9 protein-coding genes are annotated in these 14,246 nt (G+C 60.7%); 6 read left to right on the forward strand and 3 right to left on the reverse strand.

What is annotated here, in order from left to right; all coding sequences use genetic code 11:
- The first annotated feature begins 49 nt into the window (after positions 1 to 49).
- A complete protein-coding gene (locus tag E1K68_RS03070; protein ID WP_003187970.1) occupies positions 50 to 280 on the forward strand; it encodes a hypothetical protein in 231 nt (76 codons plus the stop codon).
- Positions 277 to 570 carry a cell division protein ZapA gene (locus tag E1K68_RS03075; RefSeq protein ID WP_003187971.1) on the forward strand — a complete coding sequence of 98 codons (294 nt, stop codon included), beginning with the start codon at positions 277 to 279 and terminating at the stop codon, positions 568 to 570. Before E1K68_RS03070 ends, E1K68_RS03075 begins: the two co-directional genes overlap by 4 nt.
- Before the next feature lie 3 nt (positions 571 to 573).
- On the opposite strand, the gene E1K68_RS03080 is transcribed toward E1K68_RS03075, so the two are convergent.
- Both E1K68_RS03080 and putA read right to left on the reverse strand, forming a co-directional pair.
- On the reverse strand, positions 574 to 2,376 hold the full coding sequence (locus E1K68_RS03080; protein ID WP_169856563.1) for an acyl-CoA dehydrogenase: 1,803 nt from the start codon (positions 2,374 to 2,376) through the stop codon (positions 574 to 576).
- A 241-nt stretch (positions 2,377 to 2,617) separates the two neighbouring features.
- Positions 2,618 to 6,571, reverse strand: coding sequence for a trifunctional transcriptional regulator/proline dehydrogenase/L-glutamate gamma-semialdehyde dehydrogenase (gene putA, locus E1K68_RS03085; RefSeq protein WP_003187973.1), 3,954 nt, complete (start codon positions 6,569 to 6,571; stop codon positions 2,618 to 2,620).
- A gap of 461 nt (positions 6,572 to 7,032) precedes the next feature.
- On the opposite strand from putA, the gene putP reads away from it, so the two are divergent.
- Positions 7,033 to 8,517 (forward strand): sodium/proline symporter PutP, encoded by a 1,485-nt coding sequence (putP, locus tag E1K68_RS03090; RefSeq protein WP_034134730.1) that lies wholly within the window; start codon positions 7,033 to 7,035, stop codon positions 8,515 to 8,517.
- A 441-nt stretch (positions 8,518 to 8,958) separates the two neighbouring features.
- On the opposite strand, the gene E1K68_RS03095 is transcribed toward putP, so the two are convergent.
- The gene (locus E1K68_RS03095) at positions 8,959 to 9,906 is read right to left on the reverse strand and encodes a hypothetical protein (protein ID WP_212613765.1); all 948 of its coding nucleotides are present in this window, start codon (positions 9,904 to 9,906) and stop codon (positions 8,959 to 8,961) included.
- Between the two features lie 342 nt (positions 9,907 to 10,248).
- Here E1K68_RS03095 and E1K68_RS03100 point away from each other — a divergent pair, with 342 nt between their 5' ends.
- The 3 genes from E1K68_RS03100 (at position 10,249) to rlmJ (ending at position 13,929) form a co-directional block, all read left to right on the forward strand.
- Positions 10,249 to 12,270: a type VI secretion system tip protein VgrG gene (locus tag E1K68_RS03100; protein ID WP_212613766.1), complete on the forward strand. Its 2,022-nt coding sequence runs from the start codon at positions 10,249 to 10,251 to the stop codon at positions 12,268 to 12,270.
- The gene (locus tag E1K68_RS03105) at positions 12,270 to 12,995 is read left to right on the forward strand and encodes a DUF4123 domain-containing protein (RefSeq protein ID WP_003187979.1); all 726 of its coding nucleotides are present in this window, start codon (positions 12,270 to 12,272) and stop codon (positions 12,993 to 12,995) included. The genes E1K68_RS03100 and E1K68_RS03105 overlap by 1 nt, the downstream gene beginning before the upstream one ends.
- A 97-nt stretch (positions 12,996 to 13,092) precedes the next feature.
- Positions 13,093 to 13,929, forward strand: coding sequence for a 23S rRNA (adenine(2030)-N(6))-methyltransferase RlmJ (rlmJ, locus tag E1K68_RS03110; protein ID WP_032893901.1), 837 nt, complete (start codon positions 13,093 to 13,095; stop codon positions 13,927 to 13,929).
- Positions 13,930 to 14,246 lie beyond the last annotated feature (317 nt).

Genomic DNA, 14,246 nt, shown 5'->3' on the forward strand with positions numbered 1-14,246 from the left:
TGAATTTTCTTTATCGTCACCGCCCTTTTTAAACGCCCGAGAAATCAAAATGTTAGAAGCATCCCTCAGCCAATTGGAACAACTGGTCAGCGACCTCGTACAGCAGAATCAAGAACTGCTGGGCAGCAACGAATCCCTCAAGGCCGAGCTGGCCCGCGCCAAAGACGAAAACGACAGCCTGCAACTGAACCTGATGGAACAGGAAGAAAAGCACGGCGCCACCGCCGCCCGCATCCAGGCGCTGGTTGAGCGTGTGAGTGCAGGGCCTGTCAGCGCATGAGTGAGGGCATAAAGGTCGTTTCGATTCTCGGAGAGGATTACTCGATCAAGGCACCGGCCGGCGAAGATCAGACCCTGATGCATGCCGTGACTATGCTCAAGGCCTCCCTGGCCGTTACCAAGAAAAAGTACCCGACCCTGATCGGTGACAAGCTATTGGTATTGGCCGCGCTGAACCTGTGCGCCGAGCAGATTGAAATGCAACAGGCTCACCAGCAGGAACTCGACCGTTACCAAGAGCAAGTCAGCGCCACGGTCGATGTGATCTCCAAGGTGATCGGTCAGCCCTGAGGGCTAGAACCACTCGTCTTGCATGCCCAGGCACGTATCGTCGCGTGCCTCCAGAATCGCCAGTTCATGATGGCAGCTCGGTACTTCCCAGGTCAGGAAGTACCGGGCGGCCTGGAGCTTGCCCTTATAAAAGGCCGCATCGGCCGCGTCACCCTTGGCCAGCCCTTCTTCGGCGCGGATCGCCTGTTCCAGCCAGCGCCAGCCGATCACCGTGTGCCCGAACACTTTCAAGTACAGCGCCGAGTTCGCCAGGCTGCTGTTGACCTTGCCTTGGGCGAGATCGGTGAGCAGGCCAATCGTGACGCTTTGCAGCCGGTTTACCAGTTGCTCCAGGGGCTCTCGCAATGCCGTGAGTGAAGGGTGCCTTTGCGCCCGGGCTCCGGTTTCGGCGATCAGGCGAATCAGTTGCTTCAAGCCGGCACCACCGTTCTGCGCCAATTTGCGCCCGAGCAGGTCCAGGGACTGGATGCCGTGGGTGCCCTCATGGATGGGGTTCAGGCGGTTGTCGCGGTAGTACTGTTCCACCGGGTATTCGCGGGTGTAGCCGTGGCCGCCAAGAATCTGGATCGCCAGCTCGTTGGCCTTGAGGCAGAACTCCGACGGCCAGGATTTGACGATGGGGGTGAGCAGGTCGAGCAGTTCGTGGGCGTGCTTGCGCTCGGTGTCGGTGGCCAGGGTGGTGGTGTCGTCGAACAGCCGGGCTGCGTAGAGGCCCAGGTCAAAGGCGCCTTCTACATAGGCTTTCTGGGTCAGCAACATGCGCTTGATGTCGGCGTGCTGGATGATCGCCACCGGTGCGGTGCTCGGGTCTTTGCTATCAGGCAGGCGCCCCTGGGGCCGTTCGCGGGCGTAGTCCAGAGAGTAAAGGTAGCCGGCGTAACCGAGCATCACCGCGCCCATACCCACGCCGATGCGTGCCTCGTTCATCATCTGGAACATGCAGCTCAAGCCCTGGTGCGGTTTGCCCACCAGGTAGCCGACACAGTTGCCGTTATCGCCGAAGTTTAGTGCTGTGGACGTGGTGCCGCGCCAGCCCATCTTGTGGAACAGCCCCGCCAGTAGCACATCGTTGCGAGCGCCCAGGCTGCCGTCATCGTTGACCAGGAACTTGGGCACGATAAACAGCGAAATGCCCTTCACGCCTGCGGGAGCGTCCGGCAACTTGGCCAGCACCATGTGCACGATGTTTTCCGACAGCGAATGGTCGCCACCGGAGATAAAGATTTTGTTGCCCTTGAGCCGATAACTGCCGCCAGCCGCAGGTTCCGCACGGGTCCGAATGTCCGACAGGGAAGAACCGGCATGGGGCTCGGTCAGGGCCATGGTGCCGAAGAAGCGCCCGTCGATCATCGGCTGCAGGAAGCGCTGTTTCTGCTCCTCGGTGCCGAAGCTCTCAATGAGGTTGGCGGCACCCATGGTCAGGAACGGGTAGGACGTCGACGCGGCGTTGGCCGCTTGGAAATGCGCGAAACAGGCCTGGGACAACAGCGTCGGCAGTTGCATGCCACCTGCTTCAAAGCTGCGTGCTGCGTTGAGGAAGCCGGCTTCAAGGAAGGCGTCCACGGCGGGTTTGACCTCCGGGATCAGGATCGCCTGGCCGTTCTCATAGCGCGGTTCGTTTTCGTCGTTCTTGCGGTTGTGAGGGGCGAAGTACTTTTCTGCGATGTTGCGCGCCGTGCTGATCGCGGCATCGAAGGTTTCGCGGTTGTGTTCGGCAAACCGCTCGCGCTGGGTCAGGCCCTCGGCATCGAGGACTTCATACAGCTCGAAAGCCAGATTGCGGGAACTGAGCAGCGTCTCGGACATGGCGGCGTACCTTTGAAGGAATTGGCCTGAGTCTAAGTGCGCGAATGGAGGATGGGTAGCAAGATTGATCTAAGTGATAGAAGGGCAGAACGCTGGCGAGGCATCGAGATCGTTCCCACGCTCTGCGTGGGAACGCCTCTTTTGACGCTCCGCGTCACGCTTTTGGACGCAGAGCGTCCTTAAGCTGCATTCCCACGCGGAGCGTGGGAACGATCAGCCGCGATCAGCCGCGTTGTGTCAGTTAGCCGATGGTCATCAGGCTGGCGTTACCACCCGCTGCAGCGGTGTTAACGCTCAACGCACGCTCGATCACCAGACGCTCCAGCGCAATCGCCGTTTCGCCTTGCGACATACCATGTACCCCAACAATCGCCCCACCGCGCTGCGCCACTTGCTGGCACACCGCACGCAGTTGGTCGGAATCACCGTGATGCAGCACGGCGTCAAACACCACGTCGTCCTTGGTCCAGTCGGCCACGCGCTTGATCTTTGCCTGAATCTCTTTCGGCAGGCGTGGGAACAAGGCCTTGGTCAGCTCGGTTTCCGGCCATACCGCCGAACCACCGACGGCCAATACCGCAGCCAGTTGGGTCAGCAGGTCGCCTTCCACTTCGGCCAGGCACAGTACGTGCTCGCGCGGCAGGATGGCGTAGCTGTTGCGCTCGCCGGTCGGGCCGGCCAGTTGGCGGGTGATACCGCTTTGCGACTGGGCGGCGAACTGCGTGCACAGGGCGCTCAGTTCACTGAACTTATTGCTGTCGGCCCAGGTTTTCAGGGCGGTCAGCGATTGGCTCATGGCATCACGCAGGCGCACGTCCGGCGCGGCCAACTTGTCGCCTCGTACGAAGGATTGCTCGATTGCATCGGTAGGACGAGTCGACAGCAAACGGTACAGGTACAGCGGGCCTCCGGCTTTCGGGCCAGTACCCGACAGGCCTTCGCCGCCGAACGGTTGCACGCCGACCACGGCACCCACAATGTTGCGGTTGACGTAGACGTTACCGGCGTTGACGTTGTCGATCACCTTGGCGATGGTTTCGTCGATGCGGGTGTGCACGCCCAGGGTCAGGCCATAGCCGGAAGCGTTGATCTGGCCGATGAGCTGGTCGATCTCTTTACGCTTGTAGCGCACCACGTGCAGTACCGGGCCGAAGATCTCGCGTTGCAGTTCGTCGAAGCTTTCCAGCTCGATCAGGGTCGGCATCACGAAGGTGCCGCGCTTGATCTCTTCACCGTCGGCAATCGCCACTTGGTAAACGTTGCGGCCTTTGTCGCGCATGGCCTGGATGTGTTTCTCGATACCGGCCTTGGCTTCGGCGTCGATCACCGGGCCGATGTCGACCGACAGGCGTTCCGGGTTACCCAGGCGGCATTCAGCCATGGCGCCCTTGAGCATTTCGACTACACGGTCTGCCGAATCTTCCTGCAGGCACAGTACGCGCAGGGCCGAGCAACGTTGACCGGCGCTGTCGAAGGCCGACGACACGACGTCGATCACCACTTGTTCGGTCAGCGCCGAGGAGTCCACGATCATCGCGTTCTGGCCACCGGTTTCGGCGATCAGTGGAATCGGGCGACCCTGGGCATCCAGGCGACCGGCGACATTGCGTTGCAGCAGGCGCGCCACTTCGGTGGAGCCGGTGAACATCACACCTTTGACGCGATCATCACCCACCAGGCGGGCACCGACGCTTTCGCCCTGGCCTGGCAGCAATTGCAGCACACCTTCCGGAATGCCAGCTTCAAGCAGGATGCGTACGGCTTGGGCAGCCACCAGCGGCGTCTGCTCGGCAGGCTTGGCCAGCACCGGGTTACCGGCAGCCAGTGCAGCAGCCACCTGGCCGCTGAAGATGGCGAGTGGGAAGTTCCATGGGCTGATGCACACCACCGGGCCCAATGGGCGGTGGGCGTCATTGGTAAAGTCGTTGCGCGCCTGCACCGCGTAGTAACGCAGGAAGTCCACGGCTTCACGCACTTCGGCGATGGCGTTGGCGAAGGTCTTGCCGGCTTCACGGGCCAGTAAGCCCATCAGCGGCTGGATCTCGCCTTCCATCAGATCGGCGGCGCGTTCCAGAATGGCGGCGCGTTCGGCGGGCGGGGTGGCCTGCCAGATCGGCGCGGCGCTGATGGCGCACTGGATGGCGTTGTCGACGTCTTCGACGGTGGCTTCCTGTACCTGGCCGACCACATCACGCAGGTCGGACGGGTTCAGCACCGGTTGGGCTGCTTCATTGCTGGCGGCGCAACCGAGCATCGGCGCGGCCTTCCAGTTGTTGTGAGCAGTGGCGAGCAGGGCGCAGGACAACGAGGCCAGGCGGTGTTCGTTGGCCAGGTCGATACCGGCCGAGTTGGCGCGGTCGCTGCCGTATAGGTCACGCGGCAACGGAATGCGCGGGTGCGGCAGGCCGAAACCGCCTTCCTGGGTTGCCATTTGCTCGATGCTGGCTACCGGGTCGGCTACCAATTCCTGGATCGAGATGGACTGGTCAGCGATACGGTTGACGAACGAGGTGTTGGCGCCGTTTTCCAGCAGGCGGCGTACCAGATAAGCCAACAGTGTTTCGTGGGTACCGACCGGCGCGTACACACGGCACGGACGGTTCAGCTTGCCTTCGGAAACCTTGCCTACAACCTGTTCGTACAGCGGTTCACCCATGCCGTGCAGGCACTGGAACTCGTACTGGCCGGGGTAATAGTTCTGACCGGCGATGTGGTAGATAGCCGACAGGGTGTGGGCGTTGTGTGTGGCGAACTGCGGGTAGATGACTTCCGGCACCGACAGCAGTTTGCGTGCGCAGGCAATGTAGGAAACGTCGGTGTACACCTTGCGGGTGTAGACCGGGTAGCCTTCCAGGCCTTCGACCTGGGCGCGCTTGATTTCGCTGTCCCAGTACGCGCCCTTTACCAGGCGGATCATCAGGCGATGGCGGCTGCGGCGGGCCAGGTCGATGACGTAGTCGATCACATACGGGCAACGCTTCTGGTACGCCTGGATCACAAAGCCGATGCCGTTCCAGCCGGTCAGTTGCGGCTCGAAGCACAGGCGCTCGAGCAGGTCCAGGGACAGCTCCAGGCGGTCGGCTTCTTCGGCGTCGATGTTCAGGCCGATGTCGTACTGCTTGGCCAGCAAGGTCAGCGACAGCAGGCGCGGGTACAGCTCGTCCATCACACGCTCGTACTGCGCACGGCTGTAGCGTGGGTGCAGGGCGGAGAGTTTGATGGAGATGCCCGGGCCTTCATAGATCCCACGGCCATGGGAGGCTTTGCCGATGGAATGAATGGCTTGTTCGTACGAGGCCAGGTACTTCTGGGCGTCGTGTTCGGTGAGCGCGGCTTCACCGAGCATGTCGTAGGAATAGCGGAAGCCCTTGGCTTCGAATTTGCTCGCATTGGCCAGGGCTTCGGCGATGGTTTCGCCGGTGACGAACTGCTCGCCCATCAGGCGCATGGCCATGTCGACGCCCTTGCGGATCATCGGCTCGCCGCTCTTGCCGATGATGCGGCTTAAGGACGAGGTCAGGCCTGCTTCGTTGTGGGTCGATACCAGCTTGCCAGTCAGCAGCAGGCCCCAGGTAGCGGCGTTGACGAACAGCGATGGGCTGTTGCCCAGGTGTGGCTGCCAGTTGCCGGTGCTGATCTTGTCGCGGATCAGCGCATCGCGGGTGCCTTTGTCCGGGATACGCAGCAGCGCTTCGGCCAGGCACATCAGCGCCACGCCTTCCTGGGACGACAGGGAGAATTCTTGCAGCAGGCCCTGAACAATACCGGCACGGCCGCCGGCACTCTTCTGATTGCGCAGTTTTTCGGCAATGCTCGCGGCCAGCTTGTTGGTGGCTTCGGCCATCGGTGCCGGCAGGCGCGCCTGTTCGATCAGCATCGGCACCACTTCCGGCTCGGGGCGGCGGTAAGCGGCGGTGATTGCGGCACGCAATACCGATTGCGGCAGGATGCTCTCGGCGAACTCAAGGAAGCACTGGTGGGCGTGGTCGGCCTGGACCTCGCCGGCATCATCGGCCTCCTTGCTGCTCAAGCCATTGAGCTCGGACAGGGTTGCACCACCCTCGAGTTTCTCCAGGTAATTGAAAATCGCCTGCTTGATCAGCCAGTGCGGCGTGCGATCAATGGAGGTCGCGGCGGCCTTCAGGCGTTCGCGGGTCGGGTCGTCGAGTTTGACCCCAAGGGTGGTCGTTGCCATTTTTTTATCCTCATGGGTGCCACTACCGAGTGGCATCTGCTGGCGGCAAGATTAGCTTTGCCCATCTCGAGGTGCAACCGGGTGCAACCCTTTTGTTGGTTAAATGTTCGACGCTTGATCGGAAAAAAATAAACACACGACGGAATCCGCTCCGCGCTGGTGCATTTGCTTCTGAGATCGGCTGTTCTTGCTCCGAAAGGGAGCAAAAAAAGCGCGTTTGTCCTAAAACATACTTGGGTGCAACTTAATCGGCAGAAACTGGTTGCACCTTATTTGCTTTGTTGAATAGCATTCGCGCACCAAGGTGCAACCAACCCTCAGGGTGGGTTCATCGGCTGGCGGCTTTCCTGGGGAAACGCCAGTCATAAATGCGCGGCATGCAGGTTCGTCTATCCGGTTATCCACGGGTGGCCGTCCCCATGACCGTCGCTACATAAAAACAAAGCCAGGGCGTCACTCCTATGAGCGTTAGTAATCCAACCCTGATCACGTTCGTGATCTACATCGCAGCAATGGTGCTGATCGGCCTGATGGCCTATCGCTCCACCAACAACCTTTCCGATTACATCCTGGGCGGCCGCAGCCTCGGTAGCGTGGTGACAGCTCTGTCCGCCGGTGCTTCCGACATGAGCGGCTGGCTGTTGATGGGCTTGCCGGGCGCGATCTACATGTCCGGTCTGTCGGAAAGCTGGATTGCCATCGGCCTGATCGTCGGTGCTTACCTCAACTGGTTGTTCGTGGCCGGCCGCCTGCGGGTGCAGACCGAACACAACGGCGACGCCCTGACCCTGCCGGATTACTTCTCCAGCCGCTTCGAAGATAAAAGCGGCCTGCTGCGGATCATCTCCGCCGTGGTGATCCTGGTGTTCTTCACCATCTACTGTGCTTCCGGCATCGTTGCCGGCGCCCGCCTGTTCGAAAGCACCTTCGGCATGTCCTACGAGACCGCGCTGTGGGCCGGTGCTGCGGCAACGATTGCCTACACCTTCATCGGTGGTTTCCTGGCAGTCAGCTGGACCGACACCGTACAAGCCACGCTGATGATCTTCGCGCTGATCCTCACGCCGATCATCGTGCTGCTGGCCACCGGCGGGGTAGACACCACCTTCCTGGCCATTGAAGCCAAGGACCCGACCAGCTTCGACATGCTGAAAAACACCACCTTCATCGGCATCATCTCGCTGATGGGCTGGGGTCTGGGCTACTTCGGCCAGCCGCACATCCTCGCACGTTTCATGGCGGCGGACTCGGTGAAGTCGATCGCCAAGGCGCGTCGTATTTCCATGACCTGGATGATCCTGTGCCTGGGCGGCACCGTGGCAGTGGGCTTCTTCGGTATCGCTTACTTCTCGGCGCACCCGGAAGTGGCAGGCCCGGTGACTGAAAACCCAGAGCGTGTGTTTATCGAACTGGCCAAGATCCTGTTCAACCCATGGGTTGCCGGTGTATTGCTGTCGGCCATTCTGGCGGCGGTGATGAGTACCCTGAGCTGCCAATTGCTGGTGTGCTCCAGCGCCCTGACCGAAGACTTCTACAAGGCGTTCCTGCGCAAGGGCGCGTCCCAGCGTGAACTGGTATGGGTCGGTCGCCTGATGGTGCTGGTCGTGGCCTTGATCGCCATCGCCATGGCCGCCAACCCGGAAAACCGCGTACTGGGCCTGGTCAGCTACGCCTGGGCCGGTTTCGGTGCAGCCTTCGGCCCTGTGGTACTGATCTCGGTAATCTGGAAACACATGACCCGCAACGGCGCACTGGCCGGCATCCTGGTCGGCGCGATCACCGTAATCGTGTGGAAGCACTTCGAATTGCTGGGCCTGTACGAAATCATCCCAGGCTTCATCTTCGCCAGCCTGGCGATCTACTTCGTGAGCAAGATGGGCGCACCGACGGTGGGTATGGTCGAGCGTTTTGATGCTGCGGAAAAAGATTACAACCTGAACAAGTAATTCGTTGGGCGCTCAGCGCTTAGAGGATGAACAAAAGGCCCGCGTACTATGATCGCGGGCCTTTTTTACTTTACTGGATCAATAAAGGAGATGGCGACCATCCCTGACAAGCCGAGCGTGCAGAGAAGGAACGTTAGATGGAGCAGAAGCTTTGTTTGACGTGGAAAGGCCCGCGCCTGCTCCAGGTCAGCGACGCCTCGCCAAGCATTAAATCGGGGTAGCGCAATGACGCAATATACTGCGCAAAGCCTCGCTATCCTTTCCCTTGGTGAATTTCTCAAATAAATGCTGTGGACGGCGACCAGTCGACATTTGTCCAGGAGTGCTTCCATGGTCTCGAGTTTTCGGTAGCACAAAAAGAACATAAGTATGTTTGAGATGATTGCTGCAGATATTGAGCTAATGGCGACCAATATGATTGGAGGCCAATTCATGAACGCCTCAATACTCATACAAAAACTCACCTACCTTTTCGCCAGCCGTGCCGCCAAAATGCCCTCCTGCTGCGCCGCCGAGGCCCCCGTCAACTAACATACAGGCTAGAGCCCCTGGGCCAGTACTAGGAGCTAATAAAAAAATACACAGTGCTGTCCCGCCAAAACCACCCGCTAAGCCTCCACTAACTCCTGCGCTCAGTTTTCCCAGCTCTACATATCTGGCTTTCCTGCACTGCTCCTCTCTCCCGGTAGAACACGCCTCTTTTATCTCCAGTGCCGTCACCGTCGTACTCAATGCTATCCCCAACGGCGTCCCGTTTTTAAGCAGCTTCGCCGTCTTCGAAATCCGTGCGATGGTCTCTTGATACCGGCTTATGTCCCCCGTATGCAAATAGCTTCTGGTCGAGACACCTAGCATTTTCTTGATCGAGCCTTCATTGCGCAGCCCCGTGCCATAACGCGCAAAACCACGCAGTTGAGCGTCCAGCCTTGCAAACAGTGTTCGGCGTCGTGCGAGAACCTCCTCTCTGGCGGCACCACCGCCCCGGCGTAGTGACTGTTTGTGCAGGGCATCAATTTCTTCCAGGGTTTTTGCAATGTCTTGCAAATGCTTGCTCCAGGCATCACCTGCCGTGCCTATACCCAGCGAGGCATACCCCAGCAGCGTTTGCAGCAAATCATAGTTATGCAGTGCAAAGGCATCCCCGCCTTCGGCCATCACGCTATGGCGAATATCCCAGGCGGCTCGCATTAAGCGTGACTCTTCCAGGGTACAGGCTGCGGTGGTGTCGTCGCCGATAATGACGAGTTGCCCCGGTAGCACCACCACATTGCGAATGTGCGTGTTGAGCGCGTCGAACTTGGCTTCGGCGTGTTTGCCTAAGCGTAATTTGGCCTTGAGTTCCACGGAGGTTTGTTGCTGGTCATTGATGAAGGCGTAGGGCTGGGTCATTACACATTCCCCAGCAGTGACTGGCTCCAAGCGTGGCGATTACCTGCCATGAACACATTCCTTTTGAATGAACATGGCTGCGCAATTTAAACAGGTGATGGGAAGGTGTCGTGGTTATGGGGGGTGTTTCGGGGTGGCGTTTTCACGTTTGGGAAACAGGCTACTGGGCTGCCGTAATATTCTGTCAGACGTGTGTTTTTTTACCGCAATGGGGCTTCAGCACGCGGCTACCCCCATCAAATGAAGGCGGCGGTAGGACCTTACTGATTTACCCGGTATGAGCCCAGGCCGGCCGTAAGCTGGTGCAGAATCGACCGCCCACCCTTCGCAGAGAAACACCGGATGTTCGCTCCTGCCAACCAACCTGCATTTACTTTGGCCCTGGACGGGGCGCCCAGTGACTTCAAGGTGTTCGCGTTCAGCGGCACCGAGGCCATCAGCCAGCCCTATCGTTTTGAACTTGAGCTGGTCAGCGAGCAGCCGGATGTCGATCTGGAGGCCTTGCTGCATCGGCAGGTGTACTTGGGCTTCGACGATCAGGGGCATGGCGTTCATGGCCTGGTGTATCGGGTTGCCCAGGGCGACTCGGGGCGGCGCTTGACGCGTTACCAGCTCAGTCTTGCGCCGCATCTGGCGTACCTGGCGCACAGCAGCCATCAGCGTATTTTTCAGCATAAGACGGTGCCGCAGATTGTTGCTCAGGTGTTGGCCGGGCAGGGGATTCACAGTGATCGCTTTGAGTTCCGGTTGAGCGGTGATTACCCGGAGCGTGAATATTGCGTGCAGTTCGGCGAGAGCGACCTGGCGTTCATTCAGCGCCTGTGTGCCGAACTGGGGATTCACTATCACTTCCAGCATTCCCCCGAAGGGCATCTGCTGGTGTTTGGCGATGACCAGACGGTGTTTGCCCAGATGGATCAGCCCACGCCTTACCGGCCAGGTTCGGGAATGGTGGCCGATACCCCCGCGATCAAGCGCTTCACCTTGCAATTGGCGACCCGGACCACGGCGCTGAACCTGCGCGATTACGACTTTCGAAAACCCCACGTCGAGTTGGAGGGCACGGCTGCCGACGAGTCATTGCCCAAGCTTGAAGCGCAGCACTACCCTGGCAACTTTTCCGACCGAGCCCAGGGCAGATGCCTAGCCCAGCGTGGCCTGGAGCGGCACCTCAGCGACTATCGCAGCGCCCATGGCCAGGGCGATGAGCCGGCGTTGGCCAGTGGCCGGTTTTTGCAGTTGCGTGAGCACCCTCGCGAGGACTGGAATGATTTGTGGCTGGTGACTCAGGTGCGCCATGAAGGCAAACAGCCCCAGGTGCTGGAGGAGGCGGTCACCGAGGAGGAGGGAGGGGAACTGCGCCAGGGCTATCGCAACGCATTTGTCGCCGCGCCATGGGATGCGGTGTTTCGTCCGCCCTTGCCGGAGCAGCCGCGCCCGACGGTATCGGGGTATCAAAGCGCGGTGGTCACCGGCCCGGTTGACAGTGAGGTCCACTGTGACGAGTATGGCCGGGTCAAGGTGCAACTGGCCTGGGATCGTGTCGGTGAGCACAACGACCATTCCAGCTGCTGGCTGCGGGTGGCCAGTGGTTGGGCCCATGACCGTTATGGTGTGGTGCTGATCCCCAGGGTCGGCATGGAAGTGCTGGTGGGGTTCGTCAATGGCGATATGGACATGCCGCTGGTAGTGGGGTGCCTGCCCAACACCGCCACGCCAGTGCCCCTCGACCTGCCGGCGGACAAGACTCGTAGCATCTGGCGTAGCCAGAGCAGCCCTGGCGGTGGCGGCTACAACGAACTGCGTATTGAGGACCGTAAGGGCGCCGAGGAAATCTACCTGCGCGCCCAGCGGGACTGGACCCAGCATGTGCTGCATGACCAACAGGTACAGGTCGATAACCAGCGTCGTGTGCAGGTGGGCGGCGAGTCGCGCCATGAGTTGCAGGGCCAGGAGCAGCGCATCACCCACGGCAACCGTTTGACCGAGCTCAAGCAGGATGACCATCTGGTGGTCGGCGGTTCCCAGCACATGCGGGCCGGGCAGACCATTGCGCTGGGCGCCGGGCAAAGCATCCTCATTGATGCGGGTGCCAGCGTGACGATCCAGGCGGGCGGGCAGTCGATCACGTTGTCAGCGGGCGGGATATTCAGCAGTGTGCCGATCCAGCTCGGCAGCGCGCCGGCCCCGATGCCGGCGCCGTTGATGCCTGGATTGAACGAGACTTTATTGGCGGTGGTGCCCGCGCCGTTAAGCCGTGCGCAAGTGGTCAGCCTCAAACGCAGCGCGCCGTTCTGTGAAGAATGCGAGCGCTGCAAGAGCGGCCAGTGTGACATCGGCGCCCCTGTACGGAGTGCGTCCTGATGCCCGCGCCCTTGACGCCCATTGCCTGGCTGGCGCACTACCCGTTGCAGCCAGATGAACAGCTGTACGCCGTGCTGGGCAATGCCAGCAACGCCAAGCCGCTTGCCGCCTGGCAAGCCACGGCCGCTGCAAAGATGCCGCGACCGATCTGGGCGGGCACGGCCTACGCTGACTGGGATGAGGTCATGCCCTGCGTGGGCATCGTTGAGCCGGGCAGTGCCTTTCTCGATTGGATAGCCACCACCCAAGCGACGGATTGGGGCTGGCTGGCGGTCTCATCCAGCCCGCTGGAGGTGGTGATCGAGCATTTGCAGGGCTTGACCCAGGTGTACCTGCCGGAAAACCAGCCGGTGTTTTTGCGTTTCTGGGACGGCGCGCACCTTTTGCCGATGTTGCAGTCATTAGGCGACGAGGCGGCGCGCGTGTTGCCGGTGTTTCAGCGCTACCTGGTCAACGGCCAGCCGCTGTCCGTGGCGACCGGGTCAGTCGCTGCGGCCCCAGCCAGCCCCTGGTGGCAGGTTCCGGCGTCCTTGCTGACGCACATGGCCCAGCAGTCACCGCAGGTGCTTGTCGACAACCTGCTGCAATGGCTCCAGGAGCAGCGTCCTGACCTCTACACCGCGTTTACCCCAGCCACCTTGCAGCACAAGGTCGCCTACTTCACACGCAGGCCGCAAATCAGCCATGGCGCATTGGCTGATTACCTTGCCTCGCAACTCAGTTAAGCCCCTGGTGATAGCGTGACATCCGTGCCGCCTGCCGTGCGGCCCTGCACCTTTGCGTCGGTAGAAGGTAAACTTCGCCCCCTGCGCAGGAGCAACCATGAATTATCGTCACGCCTTTCACGCCGGCAACCATGCCGATGTCTTCAAACACCTGACCTTGACCCGCCTCATCGCCCTGATGTCGCGCAAGGAGCAGCCGTTCGCCTACCTCGACACTCACGCCGGCATTGGCTTGTACGACCTGCAGGGCGACCAGGCCAACCGCACCGGTGAATACCTGGAAGGCATCGCCCGCCTGTGGGGCGCAAGCGACCTGCCGCCGCTCACCGCCGACTACATGCGCGTGCTGCACGAGATGAACCCGGATGGCCAGTTGCGCTACTACCCCGGCTCGCCGGAACTGGCGCGCCGCCTCACGCGGCCCCAGGACCGTGTGCTGCTCAATGAGAAGCACCCGGAAGATGGCGTGCTGCTCAAGGACAACATGAAGGGTGATCGCCGCGTCAAAGTGCACCTGGGCGAAGGCTGGCATGTGCCACGGGCCTTGCTGCCGGTGCCGGAAAAGCGCGCGCTGATGCTGATCGACCCGCCGTTTGAAAAACTCGACGAAATGCAGCGTTGCGCGGCGTCCCTCAAGGAGGCGGTAAGCCGTATGCGCCAGACGGTGGCGGCGATCTGGTACCCGGTGAAAGACCAGCGCATGTTGCGCCGTTTCTACCAGGACCTGGCCGGCACTGGCGCGCCGAAGCTGCTGCGTGTGGAGTTACTGGTGCATCCGCTGGACACGCCCAATACTCTCACCGGCTCGGGCCTGGCGATTGCCAACCCGCCGTGGGGCTTGGAGGAGGAACTGCGTGAGTTGTTGCCGTGGCTGTCCAAGCAACTGGGCCAGACCCAGGGTGGCTGGCAGATGGATTGGCTCATCGCCGAATAACCGCCTTTCCGGCCAAACACAAACCAATGTGGGGGGCTTGCCCCCCGATAGCGGAGTATCAGCCATTACATCCGTAACTGACACTCCGCTATCGGGGCATAGGTATCTACACAATTTCGGGTACGACGCTGGACCTGTGGCGAGGGAGCTTGCTCGAGTGGCGGCCTGACGGCCGACGCATCTCTACCTGACACCCCAAGATCTAAATGTGGGAGCTGGCTTGCCTGCGAAGACGGCCTGACGGTCGACACAGTTGGATCGTGTACATATCCATTCCTGCGGTAACGGCCACTTAGGGTTCCGCCCTGACGGCGGCT

This window comes from Pseudomonas sp. B2021 (genome assembly GCF_018135665.1).
Classification (GTDB): Bacteria; Pseudomonadota; Gammaproteobacteria; order Pseudomonadales; family Pseudomonadaceae; genus Aquipseudomonas; species Aquipseudomonas lactis.

Bases quoted from the DNA above. Each gene is read 5' to 3' on its own strand.
- E1K68_RS03070 (WP_003187970.1), top strand. From the start codon at position 50: ATGTTAGAAGCATCCCTCAGCCAATTGGAACAACTGGTCAGCGACCTC.
- E1K68_RS03075 (WP_003187971.1), top strand. From the start codon at position 277: ATGAGTGAGGGCATAAAGGTCGTTTCGATTCTCGGAGAGGATTACTCG.
- E1K68_RS03080 (WP_169856563.1), bottom strand. From the start codon at position 2,376: ATGTCCGAGACGCTGCTCAGTTCCCGCAATCTGGCTTTCGAGCTGTAT.
- putA (WP_003187973.1), bottom strand. From the start codon at position 6,571: ATGGCAACGACCACCCTTGGGGTCAAACTCGACGACCCGACCCGCGAA.
- putP (WP_034134730.1), top strand. From the start codon at position 7,033: ATGAGCGTTAGTAATCCAACCCTGATCACGTTCGTGATCTACATCGCA.
- E1K68_RS03095 (WP_212613765.1), bottom strand. From the start codon at position 9,906: ATGACCCAGCCCTACGCCTTCATCAATGACCAGCAACAAACCTCCGTG.
- E1K68_RS03100 (WP_212613766.1), top strand. From the start codon at position 10,249: ATGTTCGCTCCTGCCAACCAACCTGCATTTACTTTGGCCCTGGACGGG.
- E1K68_RS03105 (WP_003187979.1), top strand. From the start codon at position 12,270: ATGCCCGCGCCCTTGACGCCCATTGCCTGGCTGGCGCACTACCCGTTG.
- rlmJ (WP_032893901.1), top strand. From the start codon at position 13,093: ATGAATTATCGTCACGCCTTTCACGCCGGCAACCATGCCGATGTCTTC.